20 protein-coding genes and 1 pseudogene are annotated in these 22,505 nt (G+C 70.3%); 5 read left to right on the top strand and 16 right to left on the bottom strand.

Going from position 1 to position 22,505, the window contains the following annotated elements:
* Positions 1–49: 49 nt before the first annotated feature.
* Positions 50–1,033 (top strand): oxidoreductase, encoded by a 984-nt coding sequence (locus ACWDR3_RS16545; RefSeq protein WP_450353185.1) that lies wholly within the window; start codon positions 50–52, stop codon positions 1,031–1,033.
* Here the strand turns inward: ACWDR3_RS16545 and ACWDR3_RS16540 are convergent.
* Entirely contained in the window at positions 1,023–2,015 is a 993-nt protein-coding gene (locus ACWDR3_RS16540) for an aldo/keto reductase (protein WP_450353184.1), read from the bottom strand. The two genes, ACWDR3_RS16545 and ACWDR3_RS16540, sit on opposite strands and share 11 nt — an antisense overlap.
* A 127-nt stretch (positions 2,016–2,142) precedes the next feature.
* Between ACWDR3_RS16540 and ACWDR3_RS16535 the strand changes: the two genes are divergently transcribed.
* From ACWDR3_RS16535 to ACWDR3_RS16525, 3 genes are all read left to right on the top strand, one after another.
* Positions 2,143–3,054: a LysR substrate-binding domain-containing protein gene (locus ACWDR3_RS16535; RefSeq protein WP_450353183.1), complete on the top strand. Its 912-nt coding sequence runs from the start codon at positions 2,143–2,145 to the stop codon at positions 3,052–3,054.
* A gap of 99 nt (positions 3,055–3,153) precedes the next feature.
* A complete protein-coding gene (locus tag ACWDR3_RS16530) occupies positions 3,154–4,656 on the top strand; it encodes a carotenoid oxygenase family protein (protein WP_450353182.1) in 1,503 nt (500 codons plus the stop codon).
* A gap of 27 nt (positions 4,657–4,683) precedes the next feature.
* Positions 4,684–5,199: a mycothiol transferase gene (locus tag ACWDR3_RS16525; RefSeq protein ID WP_450353181.1), complete on the top strand. Its 516-nt coding sequence runs from the start codon at positions 4,684–4,686 to the stop codon at positions 5,197–5,199.
* On the opposite strand, the gene ACWDR3_RS16520 is transcribed toward ACWDR3_RS16525, so the two are convergent.
* The 14 genes from ACWDR3_RS16520 to ACWDR3_RS16455 form a co-directional block, all read right to left on the bottom strand.
* Entirely contained in the window at positions 5,181–6,251 is a 1,071-nt protein-coding gene (locus ACWDR3_RS16520; protein WP_450353180.1) for an adenosine deaminase, read from the bottom strand. The genes ACWDR3_RS16525 and ACWDR3_RS16520 overlap by 19 nt on opposite strands.
* An 82-nt stretch (positions 6,252–6,333) precedes the next feature.
* The gene (locus ACWDR3_RS16515; protein ID WP_450353179.1) at positions 6,334–6,726 is read right to left on the bottom strand and encodes a VOC family protein; all 393 of its coding nucleotides are present in this window, start codon (positions 6,724–6,726) and stop codon (positions 6,334–6,336) included.
* A gap of 160 nt (positions 6,727–6,886) precedes the next feature.
* On the bottom strand, positions 6,887–7,762 hold the full coding sequence (locus ACWDR3_RS16510) for an amidohydrolase family protein (protein WP_450353178.1): 876 nt from the start codon (positions 7,760–7,762) through the stop codon (positions 6,887–6,889).
* 55 nt (positions 7,763–7,817) lie between these two features.
* Complete coding sequence (locus tag ACWDR3_RS16505; protein ID WP_450353177.1) at positions 7,818–8,615, bottom strand: HpcH/HpaI aldolase family protein; 798 nt, start codon at positions 8,613–8,615, stop codon at positions 7,818–7,820.
* Between the two features lie 19 nt (positions 8,616–8,634).
* The gene (locus tag ACWDR3_RS16500; RefSeq protein ID WP_450353176.1) at positions 8,635–9,837 is read right to left on the bottom strand and encodes a DUF5624 domain-containing protein; all 1,203 of its coding nucleotides are present in this window, start codon (positions 9,835–9,837) and stop codon (positions 8,635–8,637) included.
* Positions 9,838–9,945: 108 nt separating this feature from the next.
* Positions 9,946–11,046, bottom strand: a complete 1,101-nt coding sequence (locus tag ACWDR3_RS16495) for a hypothetical protein (protein WP_450353175.1) — start codon at positions 11,044–11,046, stop codon at positions 9,946–9,948.
* A complete protein-coding gene (locus ACWDR3_RS16490; RefSeq protein WP_450353174.1) occupies positions 11,043–11,774 on the bottom strand; it encodes an ABC transporter ATP-binding protein in 732 nt (243 codons plus the stop codon). The genes ACWDR3_RS16495 and ACWDR3_RS16490 overlap by 4 nt, the downstream gene beginning before the upstream one ends.
* The gene (locus ACWDR3_RS16485) at positions 11,771–13,603 is read right to left on the bottom strand and encodes a branched-chain amino acid ABC transporter ATP-binding protein/permease (protein ID WP_450353173.1); all 1,833 of its coding nucleotides are present in this window, start codon (positions 13,601–13,603) and stop codon (positions 11,771–11,773) included. Before ACWDR3_RS16485 ends, ACWDR3_RS16490 begins: the two co-directional genes overlap by 4 nt.
* A complete protein-coding gene (locus ACWDR3_RS16480) occupies positions 13,600–14,484 on the bottom strand; it encodes a branched-chain amino acid ABC transporter permease (protein ID WP_450353172.1) in 885 nt (294 codons plus the stop codon). The genes ACWDR3_RS16485 and ACWDR3_RS16480 overlap by 4 nt, the downstream gene beginning before the upstream one ends.
* The gene (locus ACWDR3_RS16475) at positions 14,481–15,707 is read right to left on the bottom strand and encodes an amino acid ABC transporter substrate-binding protein (RefSeq protein ID WP_450353171.1); all 1,227 of its coding nucleotides are present in this window, start codon (positions 15,705–15,707) and stop codon (positions 14,481–14,483) included. The genes ACWDR3_RS16480 and ACWDR3_RS16475 overlap by 4 nt, the downstream gene beginning before the upstream one ends.
* 544 nt (positions 15,708–16,251) lie before the next feature.
* Positions 16,252–16,890, bottom strand: a complete 639-nt coding sequence (locus tag ACWDR3_RS16470; RefSeq protein ID WP_450353170.1) for a GntR family transcriptional regulator — start codon at positions 16,888–16,890, stop codon at positions 16,252–16,254.
* Positions 16,891–17,061: 171 nt separating this feature from the next.
* Entirely contained in the window at positions 17,062–17,715 is a 654-nt protein-coding gene (locus tag ACWDR3_RS16465; protein ID WP_450353236.1) for a chitinase, read from the bottom strand.
* A 242-nt stretch (positions 17,716–17,957) separates the two neighbouring features.
* Complete coding sequence (locus ACWDR3_RS16460) at positions 17,958–19,280, bottom strand: aldehyde dehydrogenase family protein (RefSeq protein WP_450353169.1); 1,323 nt, start codon at positions 19,278–19,280, stop codon at positions 17,958–17,960.
* Positions 19,281–19,490: 210 nt separating this feature from the next.
* Positions 19,491–19,937: a MarR family winged helix-turn-helix transcriptional regulator gene (locus ACWDR3_RS16455; RefSeq protein ID WP_450353168.1), complete on the bottom strand. Its 447-nt coding sequence runs from the start codon at positions 19,935–19,937 to the stop codon at positions 19,491–19,493.
* Between the two features lie 165 nt (positions 19,938–20,102).
* Here ACWDR3_RS16455 and ACWDR3_RS16450 point away from each other — a divergent pair, with 165 nt between their 5' ends.
* On the top strand, positions 20,103–21,209 hold the full coding sequence (locus ACWDR3_RS16450) for a substrate-binding domain-containing protein (RefSeq protein ID WP_450353167.1): 1,107 nt from the start codon (positions 20,103–20,105) through the stop codon (positions 21,207–21,209).
* Between the two features lie 110 nt (positions 21,210–21,319).
* On the opposite strand, the pseudogene ACWDR3_RS16445 reads toward ACWDR3_RS16450, so the two are convergent.
* A pseudogene (locus ACWDR3_RS16445) lies at positions 21,320–22,420 on the bottom strand (RNA polymerase sigma factor); the annotation flags it as partial.
* Positions 22,421–22,505: the final 85 nt, after the last annotated feature.

The following is a 22,505-nucleotide window of genomic DNA, read 5'->3' as shown; positions in this document are numbered from 1 at the left end:
CCGGCGTCCTACGGTGGTCAGGACGGTTCACATCGAGGAGAGATCAGACATGACCACCGCACAGCAGCCCGTGGGTTCCGGCTTCGGCGCCGCGTCCACCGCCGAGGACGTGATCGAGGGGATCGACCTGACCGGCAAGGTCGCGATCGTCACCGGCGGTTACTCCGGCATCGGCCTTGAGACGGCACGCGTCCTGCACGACGCCGGTGCCGAGGTCGTCGTACCGGCGCGGGATCCGGAGCGGGCCGCCGCCGCGCTCAAGGACGTGCCCGGCGTCGAGATCGCGCACCTGGACCTGCTGGACCCGGCGTCGATCGACGCCTTCGCGGAGAAGTTCCTGGCGTCCGGGCGGCCGCTGCACATCCTGGTGAACAGCGCCGGGATCATGGCGACCCCGTTGACGCGGGACGCTCGCGGATACGAGGTGCAGTTCGCGACGAACCACCTGGGGCACTTCCAGCTCGTGGAGCGGCTGTGGCCGGCCCTTGTGGCGGCTCATGGCGCGCGGGTCGTGTCGGTCTCGTCGCGTGGCTTCCGCTTCGCCGGCGTCGACTTCGACGACTTGAACTTCGAGCACCGGCCCTACGAGCCCTTCGTCGCCTACGGCCAGTCGAAGACGGCCAACGCGCTCTTCGCCGTGGAATTGGACCGGCGCGGCCGGGCCGAGGGCGTACGCGCCTTCTCCGTGCACCCGGGCACGATCATCGACACCGGGCTCGCCAAGCACATCTCCGACGACGTCATCCGCGCGGCCGGAGCTGTCGACGAGGAGGGCCGCCCGGTCCGCGACCCCGCCCGGCAGCTGAAGACGATCGAGCAGGGCGCGGCCACCAGTGTCTGGTGCGCGACCAGCGCGCGGCTCGACGGGCGGGGCGGGGACTATTGCGAGAACTGCGACATCAGCCCGCTGGTCGCCGCCGCGGACGAGGACGCCTGGCGCGCCGGTGCGGAGACGCCCGGCGTCCTCGGTTACGCCGTGGACCCGGTGGCGGCGGCCCGCCTCTGGGAGGTCAGCGAGCGGCTTACGGCTTGACGATGGCGTCGATGCGGGCCAGTTCGTCGGCGTCGAAGTCCAGGTTGCGGGTGGTCGCGACGCTGTCCTCGATCTGCTGCGGACTGCTCGCGCCGACCAGCGCGGAGGTCACCCGGCCGCCGCGCAGCACCCAGGCCAGAGCCAGCTGTGCGAGGGTCTGGCCGCGCCCCTTGGCGATCTCGTCGAGGGCGCGCAGCCGGCCCACCAGGTCCTCGGTGACCGCGTCCGAGTTCAGGAACGGGCTGTCGCTCGCCGCCCGGGAACCCTCCGGGATGCCGTCGAGGTAGCGGGAGGAGAGCAGGCCCTGCTCCAGCGGGGAGAAGACGATCGAGCCGACCTTCAGCTCGTCGAGGGCATCCAGAAGGCCCCCGTCCTCGGGGCGGCGGTCGAGCATCGAGTAGCGCGGCTGGTGGATCAGCAGCGGGGTGCCCAGCTCGCCGAGGATGCGGGCGGCCTCGCGGGTCTGCTCGGCCGAGTAGTTGGACAGGCCGACGTAGAGCGCCTTGCCCTGCTGGACCGCCGTGTGCAGGGCGCCCATCGTCTCCTCCAGGGGAGTCTCCGGGTCCGGGCGGTGCGAGTAGAAGATGTCGACGTGGTCCAGGCCCATGCGGCTCAGGCTCTGGTCGAGCGAGGACAGGACGTACTTGCGGGAGCCCCACTCGCCGTACGGGCCCGGCCACATCAGATAGCCGGCCTTGGTGGAGATCACCAGCTCGTCCCGGAGACCGCCGAAGTCCGCCGTCAGCGCCTCGCCCAGGGCGGACTCGGCGGCGCCGGGCGGCGGGCCGTAGTTGTTGGCCAGGTCGAAGTGCGTGACGCCCAGGTCGAAGGCGCGGCGCAGGATGGCCCGCTGGGTCTCGACGGGACGGTCGGGCCCGAAGTTGTGCCACAGGCCGAGCGAGATCGCGGGGAGCTTCAGGCCGCTGCGTCCGGTGCGCCGGTAGGGCATGTCCGCGTAGCGGTCGGGGTGTGCGGTGTACAACGCGACTCCAGAGGGGTTGGCACACGAGAAGACGGTTCCAGGGAACCGGGTACCCACTCTCGCGCGACCTGCGGGCAGTGGTCCAACAGGAGAATCCGATGGAACTCAGCGGCTAGGCTTCTCAATCATGGAACTGCGCCATCTCCAGCATTTCGTCGCGGTCGCCGAGGACCAGCACTTCACCCGGGCCGCCGAACGCCTTCTGGTGTCCCAGTCGGGCCTGTCCGCCTCGATCCGGGCCCTGGAGCGCGAGCTTCAGACGCCCCTGTTCGTCCGGACCACCCGTCGGGTGACGCTGACCGAGGCCGGGCGGGCCCTGCTGGGCGAGGCGGAGCGGATCCTCGCCCAGGTGCGGTCGGCGCACGAGGCGGTCGCGGCCGTGCAGGGGGTGCTGCGGGGCACGCTCTCGCTGGGCACCGAGCAGTGCATCGCGGGCGTGCACGTGGCGGAGCTGCTCGCCGCGTTCCGGCACCGGCACCCGGACGTCGAGATCAGGCTGCGGCAGGCGGGCTCGGGCGAGCTGGCCGAGGAGGTCGCGGCCGGGCGGCTCGACCTCGCCTTCGCCTACCGGACGCAGGCGGACACCGACCAGCTGCGCTCGGTGGCGCTGACCGCCGAGCCGATGACGGTGCTGTGCCACCCGACCCACCGGCTGGCACGGGGCGGCGCGGCCGTGACCCCGGAGGACCTCGGCGGCGAGGTGTTCGTCGACTTCCACCCGGACTGGGGGCCGCGCCGCACCACCGACACCGCCTTCGCCGCCGCCGGCGTGCGGCGCACGGTCGCGCTGGAGGTGAACGACGTGCACAGCCTCCTGGACCTGGTGGACGAGAACCTCGGCGTGGCCGTCGTGCCCCGGCACTTCCGGCACAAGCGGGACCGGCTCACCGCGCTGCCCGTGAAGGGCACCGGCGAGACGGTCTACGAGACCATCGCCCTGCTGCCCCCGCCCCAGGCGACCAGTCCGGCGGCCCGGGCGCTGATGACCCTGCTGGAGACGAGCAGGCTCGAAAAGGGAGGGCTGGAAGAGGGGGTCTAGCACCACCCCCGGAGGGTGTTCACCTCTCCTGACCGGGCCCGATCCCGATCGCAGAATCGTGACTGTTCCTCACGACAACTGCGATCAGGAGTACGGGACATGAGCGATCACACACGACGGAACGTACTGCGCGGCGCGGCGGCGATCACCGCGGCGGGCGGCCTCATCGGCACGGGAAGCCTCCAGGCGTCGGCCGTTTCCCGGCAGCCGCAGCCGGAAGTGACGACACGTCACTTCCCGTTCCTGGAGGGCGCGTTCAAGCCGGTCACCGAAGAGCTGACCGCCTTCGACCTGCCGGTCACGGGCCGCATCCCGCGCGACCTCGACGGCCGCTACCTGCGCAACGGCCCCAACGTGCTGGGCCTGGAGGATCCGCGGGCCCACCACTGGATGCTCGGCGACGGCATGGTGCACGGCGTGCGACTGCGCGACGGACGCGCCGAGTGGTACCGCAACCGGTGGATCCGCTCCTCGCAGGTCGCGAAGAAGCTGGGCGAGCCCTACCCGCGCCCGGTGCCGCCGGACGACTTCCCCAGCAACACTCACGTGATCCCCTACCGGGGCCGGATCCTCGCGCTCCAGGAGAGCGGACCGCTGCCGTACGAACTCGACCACGAGCTCAACACCGTGGGCACGTACGACTTCCGGGGCACGCTGGAGGGGGCCTTCACCGCGCACACCAAGTTCGACGCGGTGGCCGGGGAACTGCACGCGATCGCCTACTACCCGACCTGGGACCACGTCCGGCACCAGGTCATCGACCACACCGGACGGGTCGTACGCACCACCCGGATCCCGGTGGCGGACGCGCCGATGATGCACGACTTCGCGCTCACCGAGAAGTACGTCGTGATCTTCGACGTGCCCATCACCTTCGACCCGGCGGCAGCCGAGCGCGGCGACATCGTGCCGTACATCTGGAACGACCAACACCCCATGCGGGTCGGCCTGTTGCCGCGCAAGGGCGGCGCCGTCCGCTGGTTCGAGGTGGATCCGGTGTACTACTCGCACACCCTCAACGCCTACGACGAGGGCTCGTCCGTGGTCGTCGACATGACGACCTACCCGGCGCCCTTCTACGTCGCGGGACGCGGCGCCGACGGCCCCTACGGCGCGGGCACCGCGTCACTGGAGCGCTGGACGATCGACGTGCCGGGCGGGCGGGTGCGGACCCGGACGATCGACGACCGGCCGCAGGAATTCCCGCGCGTGCGCGAGGAGTTGGTGTCGCGCCGGCACCGGTACGCGTACACGGCGGCGTCCGCCGAGATGACGGCGGCGTACCTGGCCGTCGACGGCACCCCTCCGCCGGACAGCGCCTTCAGCAACGCCCTGATCAAACACGACCTGCTGCGCGGGACCACCCAGGTCCACCGGCTGCCGCGCGGCGCGGCGGCGGGCGAGGCCGTGTTCGTGCCCCGGCGGGGCGCCAAGGCCGAGGACGACGGCTACGCGATCGCGTACGCGCACAACCCGGACCGCGGGGCGGCCGACCTGGTGATCCTCGCGGCGCAGGATTTCACGAGCGAACCGTTGGCGCGGATCCATCTGCCGGGGCGTGTGCCGCTGGGTTTCCACGGGAGCTGGATTCCGGACGCGTGAGCGATCGGGATTTGCGAGGGTGGTGGCATGCATGCAAAGGACATCCTCATCGACTCCTACAGCCGCATCCAGGAAGAAGTCCACAACACGGTCGAAGGGCTCGCCCCCGACCTCCTCAACACCCGCCCCACGCCCGACGCGAATTCCATCTCCTGGCTCGTCTGGCATCTCGCCCGCGTCCAGGACGACCATGTCGCCGACGCCTTCGGGCTGGACCAGGTCTGGCTCACCCAGGACTGGGAGAAGCGGTTCGCGCTCGACCTGCCCCGTCACGACATCGGATACGGCCACAGCGCCGCGAAGGTCGCGAAGGTGCGGGTCGACGACGGTGAGCTGCTGACCGGCTATTACGACGCCGTCCACGCGCAGACCCTGACCGTGCTGCGGGATCTGGCCGCCGCGGACCTCGAACGCGTCGTGGACGAACGCTGGGACCCGCCGGTCACCCTCGGGGTCCGGCTGGTCAGCGTCCTGTCCGACGATCTCCAGCACGTCGGACAGGCCGCCTATCTGCGGGGCATGCTTCAGAGCGAGGCGGAGTAACCCGGCAGGACCACGTCCTCGATGAGGGACCTGCGCTCGTCGAACGGGATGAACGCGCTCTTGACCGCGTTCACCGTGACCGTGCGCAGGTCCTCGACTGTCCAGCCGGCCTCCTCGACCAACAGCGACATCTCCCGGGTCATCGTCGTACCGGACACCAGCCGGTTGTCAGTGTTGAGGGTGACCCGGAAGCCGAGGTCCTTCAGGGCGGTGATCGGGTGCTCGGCGATGGAAGTGGCGGCGCCGGTCTGGAGGTTGGACGTCGGGCACATCTCCAGGGCAATCCGGCGGTCGCGGACCCAGCCGGCGAGCCGGCCGAGCTTCCCGTCGACGATGTCCTCGGTGATCCGGACGCCGTGCCCGATGCGCTGGGCACCGCAGACCTGGAGCGCCTGGTGGATGCTGGGCAGGCCGTGCGCCTCACCGGCGTGGATGGTGAAGGGCACGCTCTCGCGGCGCAGTCGCTCGAAGGCGTCGAGGTGGTCGGCGGGCGGGAAGCCGTCCTCGGCGCCCGCGATGTCGAAGCCGACGACACCCGCGTCCCGGAACGCCACGGCCAGGTCGGCCGCCTCACCGACCCGGTCGAACATCCGCATCCCGCACAGCAGCGTGCCGACCCGCACCGGAGTGCCCGCGGCCGCCGCCTTGGCCATGCCCGCCGCGAGCCCCTCCTGGACGGTCTCGACGACCTCGGCGAGGGTGAGCCCGCCCTTGGTGTTCAGCTCGGGGGCGTAGCGCACCTCCGCGTAGACCACACCGTCCGCCGCCAGGTCGAGGACGTACTCCTCGGCCGTGCGCAGCAGGCCCTCGCGGGTCTGCATCACGGCGAGGGTGTGCTCGAAGGTGGCGATGTAGCGCACCAGGTCGCCCGAGTTCGCGGCCTCGAAGTACCAGGCGGCCAGCTCGTCGGGGTCGGTGGTGGGCAGGGTGTGACCGATCTCCGCCGCGAGCTCCACCACGGTGGCGGGGCGCAGGCCGCCGTCGAGGTGGTCGTGCAGGACGGCCTTGGGCAGGCGGCGGATGATGTCGGCATCTATGCGCGTAGAAGACATGTGGGGTCGTTCCTCGGTCGTTCGGTGAGCTGAGGCGGATCAGGCGGTGAGCAGGTTCGGGTGAGACTGCGAGCGGGGCGGATCAGGCCGCGGGCTGGAGCAGGTCCCAGCGGTTGCCGTACAGGTCCTGGAAGACGGCGACCGAGCCGTAGCTCTCGTGTCGCGGCTCCTCCAGGAAGGTCACACCGGCGGCGAGCATCCGGGCGTGGTCGCGGGCGAAGTCGTCAGTGTGCAGGAAGAACCCGACGCGTCCGCCGGTCTGGTCCCCGACCCGGCCGCTCTGCGCCTCGCCCTTGGCGCGGGCCAGCAGGAGCCCCGTGCCGGCGCCGTCCGTCCCCGGCTCGACGACGACCCAGCGGGAACCGTCCGGCCGCGCCTCGTCCTCGACCAGCCGGAATCCGAGGGCCTCGGTGTAGAAGCGGATCGCCTCGTCGTAGTCGTCGACGACGAGGGTGACCAGGGCGATGCGTCTCATCGGGGCCTCTCTGTGCGGGTGCGCGGGCTAGCGGGTGCGCCGAGTACGGGCGCGGGTGCGCGGGCGATTGACGGGTGAGGTTATACGTAAAACGCCGCGCACGACAAGTGTATGCCCCGCGGGTCGTCCGACCTGCGGGGCAGCCTGGGAGAAGAGCAGGTCAGTCCGTGTAGAACAGCCTGGCGGGAGAGTCGACCAGGATCTGCCGGCGGTCGGCCTCCTCGGGTGCCCAGTCGGCGAGCAGGTTGAGCAGTTCGCCGGTGTCCCGCTGGCCGTCGGTCAGGTGCGGCCAGTCCGATCCCCACACGAGCCGGTCGGGCCGGGCGGCCACGAGAGCTCGGCCGAGGGGCTCGACGGTGGACAGCGGCTGGTCCTTCGCGATGCGGTACGCACCGGAGAGCTTGATGTAGCAGCTGCCCCCGTCCAGGACCCGCACCAGCCGGTCGAAGTCCGCCCTGGTCAGCCCGTCCGACTCCTTCATGTATCCCATGTGGTCGATGACGAAGGTGTCCTCCAGGTCGGCGAAGAACGGCAGCAGATCCCGTACGACCGTCCCCGGTGTGTAGAACTGCAGGTGCCAGCCGCGCGGCCGCGCCCGGTCGGCCATCCTGCGGACGTACGCGATGAGGTCGGCGATCGGCCAGGTCGCCCGCGCGAACAGGTCGAGCCGGATCGCCCGCACGCCCAACTCGTGGTACTCGTCCAACTCCTTGTCGGTGGCGTCCTCTTCGATGCGTACGACACCGCGGCAGCGCGGACCGACCTTCTTCAGGACGTCGACGAGCAGGCTGTTGTCGGTGCCGTAGTAGGTGGGTTGTACGAGGACCATGCGCTCGATGCCGAGCCATTCGGTCATCCGCAGGTACTGATCGAGCGTGCCGTCGGGGAATCCGTACAGGGGGTCGGGGACCGTGGGGTATCCGGGCTCGAAGACGTGGAAGTGGGTGTCGCAACTGTTCGGCGGCACCTCGAAGTTGGGCTTGGTGTTGCTCTCGGCGGCGCGCATGGGGGTCGGCTGGGGAAGGTCTGCGGTCATCGTCCGTCCTGACTGTCGGGGGGATCCGGGGATGCGCGGGGGCTGCCGTTATCGGCTATCGGCGGAACTCGGCGAGTGCCTGCTGGGCGTGCGCGTGGGCTGCCTCGAAGAGGAAGGCGCTGTCGGTGCCCGTGATGCGCAGCGGGCTCACACCCAGGGGGACGAGGGTGTCGAGGAGCGCGGGGTCGCCGATGCCGCCGAGCACCATGAGCTTGCCGTGCTTGTGGCAGGCGTTCGCCAGCGTCTCCACGGCGTCGCGGACGCGCGGGTCGCCGTACTGTCCCGGCACGCCCAGTTCGGCGGTGTAGTCGTTGGCGCCGAGGGCGAGCATGTCGACGCCGTCGATGGCGGCGATCTCGTCCGCGTTGTCGATGCCGGCCTGTGTCTCCAGGAGGATCTGCACGATCGTGGTGTCGTCGAGCGCGGGGTTGAGATCGCGTGCGGGCGTGGGGCGCATGCCGAGTTGGGGGACCATGTTGGTCTGGGAGCGCTGGCCGCGGGGTGCGAAGCGGCAGGCGCGGGCGACGTCGCGTGCCTCGTCGACCGTCTCGATGCGTGGCGCGACGATCCCGTGGGCGCCACCGTCCAGGAGACGGCCGATCATTCCATACTCGCGCTCGGGGACCCGGACCAGTGCCGTGAGTCCGAGGCTGTCGGCGGCCGTGCACAGTTGGGCGGCGGTGTCGGTCGACATGGTGGAGTGTTCGAGGTCGACGAGGATGCTGTGGTGGCCGCTGGAGCGGGCGATGTGGACGACGTCCAGGGTCCGGCCGGTGCGGACGGTGAGCATGAGGGTGGGTTCGCCGGCGTGCAGACGCTCCAGGAACCCTTCGGAGGAAGGGAGTTGAGGCATGGGTTCGGTCGCTTTCGGGTCAGGCCGCCGCGGAGACGGAGCCGTAGGCGGGGTAGGGCTCGTCGTCGAGGCCGGGGACGGTGAGGGCGCGTGGGTCGTTGCCGTGCTCGATGAGCTGCTGGGCCGCGTAGTCGGTGACCGCGCCGGACAGCAGTTGGCGGGGGTCCTCCATGACCAGCCGCAGCCGGGTGACGAGGGTGAACCAGTCCTTGGGCGAGCGGATGCGGGGCTGTTCGGTGATGACCTCGTCGGCCCGTGAGACCGTCCGCTCGCCCAGGAGTCCGGGGCGGTCGTCGCCGGGCGAGAAGGCCGGGTAACCCTCGAACATCGACCCGCCCAGCTCGACCGTCACTCGGGTACCGGCCCACAGTTGCCGCAACACCGGCTCCAGGGCCCGCACTTCGGTGAGGTCTCCCCCGGTGGGCGTGGCGAAGCCGCGGGCGTGCGGGGCGATGTAGAGGCGGTCCAGCGGCAGGGTGTGCCGGGAGGCGGCCAGGACGGTGCCGGCGACGCCGTTGGTGCGCCAGGTGACGCCGGCGGTGGGGCGGCCGATCTGGCCGACGACGACCACCATGGTGCGGGCCCAGTCGATGTCCTGGTCGTCGCACCAGGCGATGAGCCGGTGCGCGTTGTCCATCCCGACCAGGAAGAAGGTGGCGACCATGATCCGGTTGAAGGAGACCGGGAGTTCGGGGTGCCCGTCCTCCAAGTACTCCTCGCGCAAGGTCCGGTGATCGAGGCAGGACGGGTCGGTCAGCGCGCGGACGAGATAGCGCTCGGTCACGGCACAGGCGTAGTCGACCATCGTCGCGATGGACTCCTCGCGGCCCCGGTGGGTGACGGCCGCGATCCGGTCACGCCACAGTGCGGTGCTGTTGGCGGCACGGGAGCGCCGTACCTGATGAAGCAGGTTCTCGGCGTCGGCCCGCCATACGCCTCCGGGGTCGTGGCGGTGCAGTTCGACGAGCGAGGCCAGGGCCGTGCCCAGGTGGGAGACGGCGGCCAGCTCCTTGAAGCCGCGGTTGCTGAGCCGGTAGGGCAGGACCGTCGGCGGTCGTCCGTCGCCCGGGTACAGGGCCATGTCGGCACCGGTGACCACCAGCAGGGGATCGCGGGCGTGCGCCTCGGCCGCCGCCGCGCGCAGATGCGCTCCGATGGAGTGGGGGCCGGCGGTGTACGCGGTGAACAGGTCGATGAGTTCGCGACTCTCGTGTTCGGACAAGTCGATCTCTCCTTCGCGGGGCGGGCGCTTCGGTCCGCGCGGCGGTGGACCGTCGGCGGGGCGGCGGCTTCGGTCGGCGAAGCGATGGCCGTCAGCTGGGCGGCGGCTTCAGTCGGCGAAGCGGTAGACACGGCTCTCGGCGGCGAAGCGCAGATCGGCCGTCAGCGCGTTGGTCTGCACGATCAACGGGCCGGTGGCGCCCGGGAGTACGGCGATGTCGGTGCCGCCGGTCGTCGGGAACTCCTCGATCACGTCCAGCCGTTCCCCGTCCCAGCGGTAGAGCTGTGACAGCAGCGCGGCGGTGGGATCGGCCGGCGTGCCGTGGATGAAGTTGACGCGGATCAGGTAGAGCGCGCGGTCGGTGCGGAGGAGGGCGAGTTCGCGGGCGCCCGCGCCGGTGAGCTTCTGGCGCTCCACGAACCGGTCGGCGGCGGGGTCCCAGCGCAGGAGCTGCGAGCCGTCGTCGATGCGGGCCACGACCAGGTACGTCCCGTTACCGCCGGGGTCGTCGAAGGTGGCGAAGGCTCGGCCCGCCACGTCGGCGAGCGTCTGGTGCGGCACGAATCGTGACCCGTCCCAGCGGTACAGGACGCTGGGGTCCACATGGTCGGCGTGGGCGAGCATGGTGTGGCCGCCGACCGTGAACGGGTGCCAGTTGTAACCCCAGCGCGAGGGGATGTCCTGGAAGTGCGTGAAGCGCGTGCCGTCCCAGGAGTAGATGACGGAGGGCCTGTTCTGCTCGGCGAGGTGCGGGAGCGCGACTCCCTGCGCGAGGGCGAGGAAGTGCCGGCCCTCGACGGTGAAGTGCTTCCACTGTTTCGCGGCGAACCCGTCGAAGGCCTGGAAGGGCGTGAACCGGATGCCGTCCCATTCGTGGAGCATGGAGCTGATGGCGTACTCGTAGGGCCCGGCGCCGTTGCGGATGCTCGCCACGGCGAGGAAGGACCGGTCGCCGATCGTGAAGAACTCGGCGTCTTCGCCGCCGGGGTCCGGGAGGCTGCCCCAGGGTTCGAACCGGTCGCCGTCCCGGCGCAGCAGCAGCGTCTCGGTCTCGCTGTCGCCGCCGTTCATGTGGGCGGGGGTGCCGGGGATGTCGTAGGCGAGTTGGGGGATCGCGAGGAGTTCCAGGCCGCCGACGGTGAAGGGTTGGGCGGCGCGGGCGCCGGAGGCCGGGATGGTCTGGATCAGGTTCAGGTGGGTGCTGGTCATGACGCTTCCTGCCGGGGTGGGGCTCCGAAGAACAGTTGGGCCATGTGCGGGTCGGCGAGCAGGGCGTCGGCGTCGCCGGTGTGCAGGACCCGGCCGCCCTCCATGACGACGGCGTGGTCGGCGAGGGTGAGGCCGAAGCGCACGTTCTGCTCGACCATCAGGACGGTGACGCCCGCCTTGTTGAGGGTGGTGACGGAGTCGGCAAGCTGTTTGCTCGCCTTGGGGTCGAGCCCGAGGGTCGGCTCGTCGAGGAGGACGACCTTGGGGCGCAGCATGAGGGCGCGTGCGAACTCGACGGTGCGGCGCTGACCGCCGGACAGCGAGGCGGCCTTGTCGTCCGCGCGTTCGGCGACGAGCGGGTACAACTCGGCGATCTCGTCGTACCGTTGCCGGTTGCGGACCCGCTCCTTGCGGTTGACGTACGCGCCGAGCATGACGTTCTCGCGCACGCTCAGGGACGGGAACAGCCCGTGGTGCTGGGGCACTTGGACGACACCGCGGCGCAGGATCTCGGCGGGTGACCGGCCGCCGATCTCCTCGTCGCCGAGCAGTACTTGGCCCGCACGCGGGCGCAGCAGTCCGCTGCACGCCTTGAGGACAGTGGACTTGCCAGCGCCGTTGGGTCCGACGATGCAGGTGATGGCGGACTCGGCGGCGGTGAAGTCGACGCCGCGCAGGATGTCACCGGCGCGCCCGTAGCCGACCACCAGGTCCTTGAAGGTGATCATGCGGTGGCTCCCGAGGTCGCCGGGTTGGTGCCCGGTCCGGGCGTGTGGTCGCCGAGGTAGGCGTCCAGCACGGCGGGGTCCTGTTCGATGCGTCCGGGCGGGCCGCTCGCGATGACGTGTCCCTGCGCCAGGACGTGGATGTGGTCGCACAGCGACAGCACCAACGGCATGTTGTGCTCGACGATCAGCACGGTCGTGCCGGCCTCGTCGAGCTTGCGGATGATGTCGGCGAGCCGCTCCACGAGGGCCGGGTTGATACCGGCGGCCGGCTCGTCGAGCAGGAGCAACTCCGGCTCCAGCATCAGGGATTGGGCGAGCTCGACGAGCTTCTGCTGCCCGTACGACAGGTCCCCTGCCTTGTGTTCGGCGTAGGCCGCCATGCCGACGAAGTCGAGCCATTCGCGGGCCCGTTCCGCCTCCTTGCCGCTGATCGCCGAGGCGGCGAGACCGGTCGTGGAGAACGAGCGGCTGGGTACGGCGAGGTTCTCCAGCGCGGTGAGCTGCGGGAAGACCCTGGTCGCCTGGAAGGTGCGGGCGAGTCCGGCGTGCGCCCGCTGCCAGCGCGGCAGCCGGTCGATGCGCCGCTCACCCAGGTGGATGGTGCCCTGGTCGGCGGCGAGCGAGCCGTCGAGGAGGTTGAACACCGTTGTCTTTCCCGACCCGTTGGGCCCGATCAGTCCGGTGATCGAGCCGCGCGCGACGGTGAACGAGCAGCCGTCGACGGCTCGTACTCCGCCGAAGGACTTGCTCAGGTCCGTCACCCGCAGCAGCGGTGCCTCGGTCGTCGTGGGGACGCGGTCCCGGACCAGTGCGGCGGCGGGCAGGTGGGCGGGGACCGGGGTCAGCCGGGTACCTGCCTTCGCCTGCGGTCCGGTGCGGCGCCGGCGGGCCAGCCACGCGGCGCCCTCGGTGAGCACGCCCTTGGGGAAGAACAGGACGATGGCCGCGAGCAGGGCCCCGTAGATGATCAGCCGCCAGGAACCGGCGTCCGGACCGCTGAGGGTCTGGTTGGTGAACTGGTTCAGCGGCTCCAGCATGAAGGCGCCGAGCACCGGCCCCCACAGCGTGCCCACCCCGCCGAGGTGCGCGGCGAGCACGATCTGCATCGCGATGATGATGTCGAACATCGCCGCCGGTTCGAGGAAGGCGATGTAGTAGCCGTAGATCCCCCCGGCTACGCCGATCGGGAAGGCGCTGGCCGCGAAGGCGAACATCTTGTAGCGGTCGGTGCGCAGTCCGATGCCGTCGGCCTTCGACTCGTCGTCGCGCAGCGCCATCAGTCCGATGCCGAACTTGGAGCGGCGGATCGCCCACGAACCCCACACGGTCAGCACGAGCAGCGCCAACAGGTAGTAGTAGAAAGGCCAGTTGAGGTAGGCGCGGTCCCAACTCGGCAGTGGGAGTGCCAGTCCGTGGTTGCCGTTGGTCAGCGAGCCCCAGTTGGAGACCACGAGGGACATGAACTCCAGGAAGGCGAAGCTGATGATGACGAAGGCGATGCCCCGGGTGCGCCGGCCGACCAGGCCCAGCAGGAGGGCGGAGGCCGCCGCGACGACACCGCCCACGGGGGCCGCGAGCAGCGGAGAGACGCCGGTGTGGATGGAGATCAGGGCGGTGGTGTAGGCGCCGACGCCGAGGAACGCGCTCTGTCCCAGGGAGATGTAGCCGGCGTAGCCGGAGATGATGTTCCAGCCGGACGCCATGACGGCCAGCAGGAACGCCATGATCGCCATGTTCTGCACATAGGCGTTGTCGTTGACGAGCGGGAGGACGGCGAGGCCGACGGCGGCCAGTCCGATCCCGTAGATCCGCAGGCGGTTGATGGTCATGCGCGGCTCATGTCCTCTCGCAGCCGGGCACCCAGCAGGCCCTGCGGGCGGACCACGAGCACCACGATGATGGCCAGGTACGGGACTCCCGCGGCCCAGTCGGGGGCGATGTAGGTGGAGGTCAGCGACTCGGCGAGGGCGATGGCGAGCGCACCGAGCACGCTGCCGGCCAGACTGCCCATGCCGCCGAGCACGATGATCGACAGCCCGAGGCCGATCCAGTGGTCGGCCGAGCTGGGCATGAACGGGTACAGCACGCTCAGCAGCGTGCCGCCGGCGCCCGCCGCCGCCACGCCGAGCGCGTACGCGGCGGCCCATACGGTGCGGACCTCGATGCCGATGAGCCGGGCGCCCTCCGCGCTGGACGCTGTGGCCTGGATGGACCGCCCGAGCCAGGTCCGGCGCAGCAGCAGGTACAGCCCGGCGAGCACCAGCGCCGCGACCAGACAGGCGTACACCTGGGCCTGCGGGAAGCGCAGTCCGAGGACCGAGAAGGACCGGTTCGCGTAGCCCGGGGTGACCGACTTCGGCTCGTTTCCCCAGATCAGCGCGATGACGCCCTTGATGACGAGGGTGAGACCGAAGGTCGTGACCAGGGCCATCGAGGGATCGGTGGTCCGCGACCGCTCGATGAAGACGTAGTACGTGACCCAGCCGACGACCAGCAGACAGGGTGTCGTGATGAACACCAGGAGCAGCGGGTCGATGCCCGTGGCCTCCCACAGGGTGTACGTGAGGTACGCGCTGAGGATGAGCATGCCGCCCTGAGCGAGGTTGACGACCTTCATCACGCCGAAGATCAGGGTCATGCCGGAGGCCGCGAGCGAGTACACGCCTCCGATCAGGAGACCCAGGATCAGCGTCTGGAGCAGTTCGCTCACGACGACCACCCGGGCTTGGGGTTGACCACCGTGTCCACGGTCTTCTGACTGGCCGGAGCGACGAACTCGAACTTCCCGCCCTGCCACTGGGCGAGCAGCATGTTGCCGTCGGGCACCCCGCGCTTGTCCCACTTCAGCGGGCCCACGATGGTCTGCACGGTGTGCGAGTGCAGCCAGTCGGCGAGCTTGTCCTGGTCGAGGCTGCCGACGGCCTCGACCGCGGCCTCCAGCACCTGGCCCGCCGTGTACGCGTTCGCCGCGTCGTCGCCGGGCGCCGCGCCGTAAGCCTTCGTGTACGCCGCCACGAACTCGGCGTTGCCCTTGTAGTCGGCCTTCGGGCTCCAGGCGGCGGAGGTGAAGATGCCTTCGGTGTTCTTCTCGCCGATCGCCTTGGGGTAGGACCCGATGAGGCTCGGGGCGTTGGTCTGGAACATCATCTTGGGGCTGAACTGCTGCTTCTGCAGGGCCTTGACCAGGCCCGCGCCGTCGGCCGCCGTGACCGCGCCATGGATGATCAGGTCGGGCTTCTTGCGGGCGATGGCGCTGGCGATGGGGTCGAAGTTGACGGTCTCGGGCGCGTACTTCTCGCTGTAGACCGTCTTCACGCCGAGCGCGGTCAGCTCCTTGCGGAACTCCTCGATGGTGACGTCCGTGTTGGGGTCGTCCTGGGTGGGATAGGCGGCGGTCTTGGGCCGCTGGTCGGCGGGGAGCGACTTGATGTACTGGACGAACTGGTCCGGCAGGTCCAGCGAGGTGCTGGGCTGGGCGAAGAACAAGTAGTCGTAGCCGCGGGTGAAGATCTCCTCGGCGCCGCCGGAAGGCTCGACGTAGAGCATCTTGTTCCGCTCCGCCACCGCCGAGGCCGGCAGGTTGAGCTTGGAGGAGAAGGTGCCGAGCAGCAGGTCGGAGCGTTCCTGGCTGATGAGGCGGTTGTAGTTGGTGACGACGGTGTTCTGGTCGAAGCCGTCGTCGAGCACCTTGAGCTCGACCTTGCGGCCCAACAGGCCGCCTTTGTCGTTCAGTTGGTCGAGCCACACCTTGTAGCCCTCGTACGCCGGCTTGGAGGCGTCGGCGACCGGGCCCGACAGCGGCAGCGAGGCGCCGATCTTGATGGCGCCGCTGCTCGATCCCGTCCCCGAGCCGCACGCCGTGGCGAGCAGCAGTACCGCCGCGGTCGCACTGAGCAGGGCGGTGGGTCGTCCGCTTCGGCCGAATCCTGGCATGACATTCACCTCGAATTGGTGATCGTGATGGCGAGACGGAAGGCGGCAACCGGAAGCGGTGACGGCTCGTCAGTTTCGGTTCCGGAGGCGACCGTTGGCGCATGTCCCGTGCGCGTTGAGCGTCTCCCCGGACGTGCGGACACGCCCGGTGATGAGTCCTTCGGCCAGGGCTGCCGCGGGCGCCCTTGCCGCTGATGTGCAATGTATACATTGCACGCGAAGCCTCGACAAGGGATCGGACAAGGGTTGCCGCAAAAGGTCTCCGACCCTTGCGGGCGGGTGGCGCGAGGCGGCCGGCGCAGGGGGGCGGGACGGGGCGGACGCGAGACGCGGCCTGCGGAAGGGACGGACTCAGTCCTCGACCGGCACGGGTTTGCCCTCCCGACGGGACGGACTCAGTCCTCGACCGGCACAGGACTCGTCCTCCCTACGGGACGGGCTCACCCTTGGGCCGGCACGGACTCAGCCCTCGGCCGGGACGACCGCACTCCTTGGCCCAGACCCGGGGCTGCCGGCCCGCGAGAGGGACGGGCTCACCCCTCGGTCAGCGGGGGCCTTCCTCGTACATCGCCGCCGCTTCGCGGACGTGCTCGGCCGCCGCGGCCTCCGCGCGCTCGGGGTCGCCGTCGACGATGGCGCTCACGATCGCGTCGTGCTGGCGGGGTGTGAGATCCCTGCGCCGGTTGATGTTGCTCAGGCTCACGATGGCGAACCGCGTCCAGATGCGGTCGAGCGTGTCCACCAGCAGCGGGTTGCCCGAGAGACGGGCCAGCGTCATGTGGAAGTCGAGATTCGCGCGCCAGGCGCCCGCCGGGTCGCTGGACTCGGCCTGCTCCTCCACCCGACGCGACGCCTCCTTCAAGCCACTGAGCTGCGCCGGGGACAACTGCCCGTCGCGCTGCGCGGTCGCGGCGAGTTTGGCGGCGAGCGCGTCCAGCGCACCGTGCAACTGCGTGGCGTGCAGCATCTCTTGAGGGGAGAGCGAGCTGACGACCACTCCCCTGCCGGTCGAGCTGACGAGACCGTCGCTCTGCAGCCGGCGCAGCGCTTCACGGACCGGGGTCCGGCTCATGCCGAGGTCCTCGCAGATGCCCAGCTCGGTGAGCCGGTCGCCCGGGGCGTAGTGCCCGTCCAGCAGCCGCTCGCGCAGCCGCCGATAGGCGATCTCGGCCTGGTTGTGCATCCCTGGACGTTCTTCGGAACGGTCACCGGCAGAAGGCATGCACAACGTATACATTGCATCCATTGCCGTGGGCAACGCCCGGCCCGACTCCCGCACGGATGTTACGCCGAACCGTCGTGCCGCGGCGGGCGCACAGGGCGCCCGCCGCGGTCGTGACGCTGCGGACCGCCGTCAGCAGTAGAGGTTGGCGCCAGGACTGACGCCAAGGATGGACGTGATCCGGTTGTACGCGTTGACGCGGCTCTGGACCTGCGCGGGATTCTTGCCGTCGCACTCCAGGGAGCCGTTGATGGAGCGGATGGTCTGACCGAAGCCGGCGCTGTTGACCATGGCGTTGTGGGGCGTCATGGTGCCCGGACCGCGCTGGGTGTTCCAGTACCAGAGGCCGGTCTTCCAAGCCACGGCCGAGTCGTTCTGGACCAGCCACGGATTGCCCAGCAGGTTGATGCCCAGGGCGTCGCCGGCTGCCTTGTAGTTGAAGTTCCAGGACAGCTGGATGGGACCACGGCCGTAGTAGGCAGCCTGCCCGGCCGGACAGCCGTACGACTGGCTCCAGTCGCAGTAGTGGGGGTAGTTGGCGGTGTTCTGCTCGACCACGTACACCAACCCGCCGGTCTCGTGGCTGACGTTGGCGAGGAAGGCTGCAGCCTCCTGCTTCTTGACCGTGGTGGAGCCGGTGTTGGCGAATCCGGGATACGCGGACAGGGCAGCGGTCAGACCGCTGTAGCTGTAGAACGAATTCCGGCCCGGGAAGATCTGGTTGAACTGCGCCTCACTCACCACGAAGCTCGCGGCGGAGGCGGTGGGGGCCGACTGGAGGACCAGGGCGGTGCTTCCGAGGGCGAGCGTGGCCAGGAGCGCGGCGATGCGTTGCCTGAACAAGGATCAACTCCTTTACGGAGCACGGCCGCACCCGGCGAGGGGTGCGGCCGTGGTGGGGGGTTGTGGTGCCACACTCAACTCCTTTGGTCTGTACCAGTCAAGGGTGTAGACCAGTCAACCGCCGTGGCGCATACGGAAAGTGGGGCCCCGAAGGGCCCCACTCGGATGCGTTCGGACGCGGTCGGTCAGCTCAGCGGCTTCTGCAGGACCGCCTTGCGGTGGCTGAACGTCTCGATGGAGTAGCGGCCGTGGTAGTTGCCCATGCCGCTCTCCCCCACCCCGCCGAACGGCAGGTCGGAGACGGTGAGATGAGCGAGCGGGAGACCGTGGCCGACGGCGCCGGAGGACGTCTCGCCGGCGATCCGGGACTTCGTCTCGTCGGACTCGGAGAAGACGTACAGCGCGAGGGGCTTGTCCCGGTCGTTGATGAAGCCGATCGCCTCGTCCAGGTCGGACACCGTGACCATGGGCAGGATCGGGCCGAAGATCTCCTCCCGCATGACCGGCGACTCGGGGTCGACGTCGGCGAGCACGGTCGGCGCGATGTACTTCACCGAACGGTCGTTGTCGCCGCCCAGGACCACGCGGCCCGAGTCGAGCAGGCCGGAGAGCCGGTCGAAGTGGCGCTCGTTGATGATCCGGCTGTACGCGCCGGAGGCCTTCGGGTCGGCGCCGAAGAGCCCGTCGACGGCCTTGACCAGGGCCGACTCCAGGGCGGTGGCCGTGGCCGGGTCGGTCAGGACGTAGTCCGGCGCGACGCAGGTCTGGCCGGCGTTCAGGAACTTGCCGCGGACCAACCGGTCGGCGACGACGTCGAGATCGGTGTCGCGGTCGACGAACGCCGGGGACTTGCCGCCCAGTTCGAGGGTGACCGGGGTGAGGTGCTCGGCGGCGGCCCGCATCACGATCCGGCCGACGGCGCCGTTGCCGGTGTAGAAGATGTGGTCGAACCGCTCGGCCAGCAGGGCCGTGGTCTCCGGGATGGCGCCCTCGACGACGGCGACCGCGTCGGTGTCCAGGTACTCGGGGATCAGCCGGGCCACCGCGGCGGAGGTGGCGGGCGCCAGCTCACTGGGCTTGAGGACCACCGCGTTGCCGGCGGCCAGCGCTCCGACGACCGGGGTCAGCAGGAGCTGGAGCGGGTAGTTCCAGGGGGCGATCACGAGCACGACGCCGAGCGGGTCGTACTGCGTCCAGGCCGTGGCGTCGGCGCCGAGCCGCTCGGGCACCGGGGCGGGCTCGGGGCGCAGCCAGTCGGCCAGGTGGTCGAGGGTGTGGTCGATCTCGCGGACCGTGAACCCGATCTCGGTGCGCTGGGATTCGGCGGCGCTCTTGCCGAGGTCGGAGTGGAGGGCCGCGGCCAGGTCGTCGGCGTGCTCCGTGAGCATCTCGCGCAGTCGGCGCAGCTGGGTGGTGCGCCATTCGACGGGCTTGGTGCGGCCGGTGCGGAAGGTGGCGCGCAGCCGGGCCACGATGTCGGCGGGCTGCTCGGGGGCGGACTGGTTCACTTTGCCTCGCTGGTGGTGCGCGGGCCCTGCCGGGCCGGGACGGGTGCGGTCGGTGCTACTCGATGTAATTAGCAACCATTAAGGTACAGAAGTCATTCCGGATCGCCGGGAACCACGGCCCGCGATCGCTTCATGACCCAAGGTGGCCCAAGGCGACCAAGGCGACCAAGGCGACCAAGGCGAGGTGCCCCGAGGCTGCCCATGACGGCTCTAGGCCGAATCGACTGCCGGTGTCTCTTCGAGCGTCTCCACCAGCCGCCCCAGCAGCGCCCGCAGCAATTCGTCGTCGCCCTCGTTCAGCACCGGCCACCGGGAGCGGACCTCGCGGCTGAGTCGGCGCCAGTACGTCTGGCCGCGCGGGGTGAGGTCGACGAGGATGCGGCGGCGGTCCAGGGGGTCGACGCGGCGGTAGACGAGGTTCTGGTCGACGAGGTGGTCGACCAGTTTGGTGAGCGTCGGCGCGGGCAGGAAGGCGGCTTCGGCGACCGCCGTCATGGAGTGCCCCTTGCCGTCGGAGAGCAGGGTGAGCACCCGCCACGCGTCCAGCGAGCAGCCTTCCTCGTCGAGCACGGACCGCAGCCGCCGCGCGGCCACACGCTCCGCGCGCGTCAACAACTGCAGCAGGTCCTGGGGTTGACGCGCAGATGAGGCAGGCATCGTTCTCCTCGGTCCCGGGTGGATCCATCGTACAAGTGCCCTCCCGCAGGCCACAGGTACCGTCCCCGGCCCCGGATCCCATCACCGGACCCGGATCCCGTCACCGAACCGACCGCACCACGAGACGGGCTGGAGTTCACCGGGCGGACCCGGAATCATGACCGCATGTTCCAGCTCGACCCCCACCCTCTCGACTGGTTCACCGTCGACGACACCGTGCTCAGCGTGGCCCTGGTCTTCCCCCTCCAGGGCGCCGCCGGGATCTTCGGGCCCGCCTGCGAGTTGTGCGCGCGCCTTGCCGCCGAGGAGATCAACCACGCGGGCGGGATCCTCGGCAAGGAACTGCGCCTGCTGCCCGTGGACGGCGGCGCCGAACCCGCCGAAATCGCCGACCGCGTCGAGGCGTTGGTGGACCTGGGGGTCGTACAGGGCGTCACCGGCTGGCACATCTCCTCGGTGCGCCAGGCCCTCGCGCCGCGCATCGCGCACCGGGTGCCGTATGTGTACACGGCGCTTTACGAGGGCGGTGAGCACACCAACGGTGTCTTCCTCACCAGCGAGACGCCCGACGCCCAACTCCGGCCCGCGATGCGGCTGTTGGCACGGGAGCGCAAGGTGCGCCGCTGGTTCGTGGTCGGCAACGACTACGTCTGGCCGCGCCGCACGGCACAGGCCGCACGTGGTTACGCCCACGAGTCGGGCGGCCGGATCTGCGGGCGCTCCTACCTGCCCCTCGGCACCCATGACTTCGACGACGTGCTGCGCCGCATCGAACACTCCGAGGCCGACGCGGTGCTGATGCTGCTGGTGGGCAGCGACGCCGTGCGCTTCAACCGCGCGTTCGCCGCGGCCGGGCTCGACGCGCGCTGTCTGCGGCTGAGCACGCTGATGGACGAGAACATGCTGATGGCCAGCGGCCCGACGGCCACCGCCGATCTCTACAGCACCGCCGGGTTCTTCTCCTCGCTCGCCAACCAGGACACTCTCGACTTCCACGGCCAGTACGCGGGCCGGTTCGGCGTCGAGGCGCCCGCGCCCGGCAGCCTGGGCGAATCGTGTTACGAGGGCGTCCTGTTGCTCGCCGCGCTCATCACCCGGGCCCGAACACTGGACGTCACAGCGATCGGCGCGACGGCCGACTCGGTCTCCTACGAGGGACCGCGCGGCCTGCTCCGCCTGCGCGGCAGTCACGTCCACCAGCGGATCTATCTCGCGCGGGCGGACGGGGTGGACTTCGACGTGCTCACGCAGCTGGATGCCGTGCGCCCTTGACCACGGTCGGTCACTGGACGCCGTGCGCCATGACCACGGTTGATCACTGGATGCCGTACGCCATGACCACAGTCGATCACTGGACGCCGTGCGGCCTTGAGCATGGTCGCTCAGGTGACGTCGAGTTCCCGTCGCGCAGCTTCGAGATGCGCCCGCTCCGCCGCGCTCCCGGTCAGCTCGGCCGCCGTCTCGTACGCCCGTGCCGCTTCTTTCGTACGCCCCAGGCGGCGCAGCAGGTCCGCGCGGACCGCGTGGAAGACGTGGTAGCCGGTGAGGTCGAGGGCGTCGACCAGGTCGAGGGCCGGGGCCGGGCCCGCGGTCTCGGCCACGGCGACCGCCCGGTTGAGGGCCACGACCGGGCTGGGGGCGACCGCCATGAGCTGGTCGTACAGCCGCAGGATCTGGCCCCAGTCGGTGGCTTCGACGGTCTGTGCGTCGCTGTGGACGGCCTGGACGGCGGCCTGGATCTGGTACGGGCCCGGCTGGTTGCGGCGCAGGCACCGGCGGACCAGGGCCTGCCCCTCGACGATCAACTCGCGGTCCCAGCGAGCGCGGTCCTGCTCGGGCAGGGAGACGAGTTCGCTGTGCTCGCCCTGGCGTGCGGTCCGGCGGGACTCGACGAGAAGCATGAGCCCGAGCAGGCCGAGGACCTCGGGCTCGTCCGGCATGAGTTCGGCCAGGAGACGGCCGAGGCGTACGGCCTCCACGCAGAGTTCGGGGTCGCCGCCGTACCCCTCGTTGAAGATCAGGTAGACGACGGCCAGGACACCCTTGAGCCGGTCCGGGAGGTCGGCGTCGCGGGGCACGCGGTACGGGATCCGGGCGTCGCGGATCTTCGCCTTGGCGCGGACGATGCGCTGGGCCATGGTCGGCTCGGGCACCAGGAAGGCGCGGGCGATCTGGGGTGTGGTGAGTCCGCCGAGCAGGCGGAGGGTCAGGGCGACCTGGGCCTGCGGAGCGAGCGCCGGGTGGCAGCAGGTGAAGATCAGGCGGAGCCGGTCGTCTCGCACGGGGCCCTCCTCGGCCGGTGCGTCGGCGGCGTTCAGCAGGGCGGCCTCGGCGTGTCGGGCCTCACGGGAGGACTCGCGGCGCAGCCGGTCGATCGCGCGGTTGCGCGCGGTGGTGATGATCCAGCCCGCCGGGCTCGGCGGCACGCCCGTCTCCGGCCAGCGCTGAACGGCCGTGGTGAACGCCTCCTGGACCGCTTCCTCTCTTCCCCGGCTACGCGATGCTCACCACGGACGCACCGGGCCGTCCGCCGCTGCCCGCGGGACCGGCGACCGGCGCGGTCTGCGG

The organism is Streptomyces sp. NPDC001002, assembly GCF_053599215.1.
This window is presented reverse-complemented; position numbering and strand designations above follow the sequence as displayed.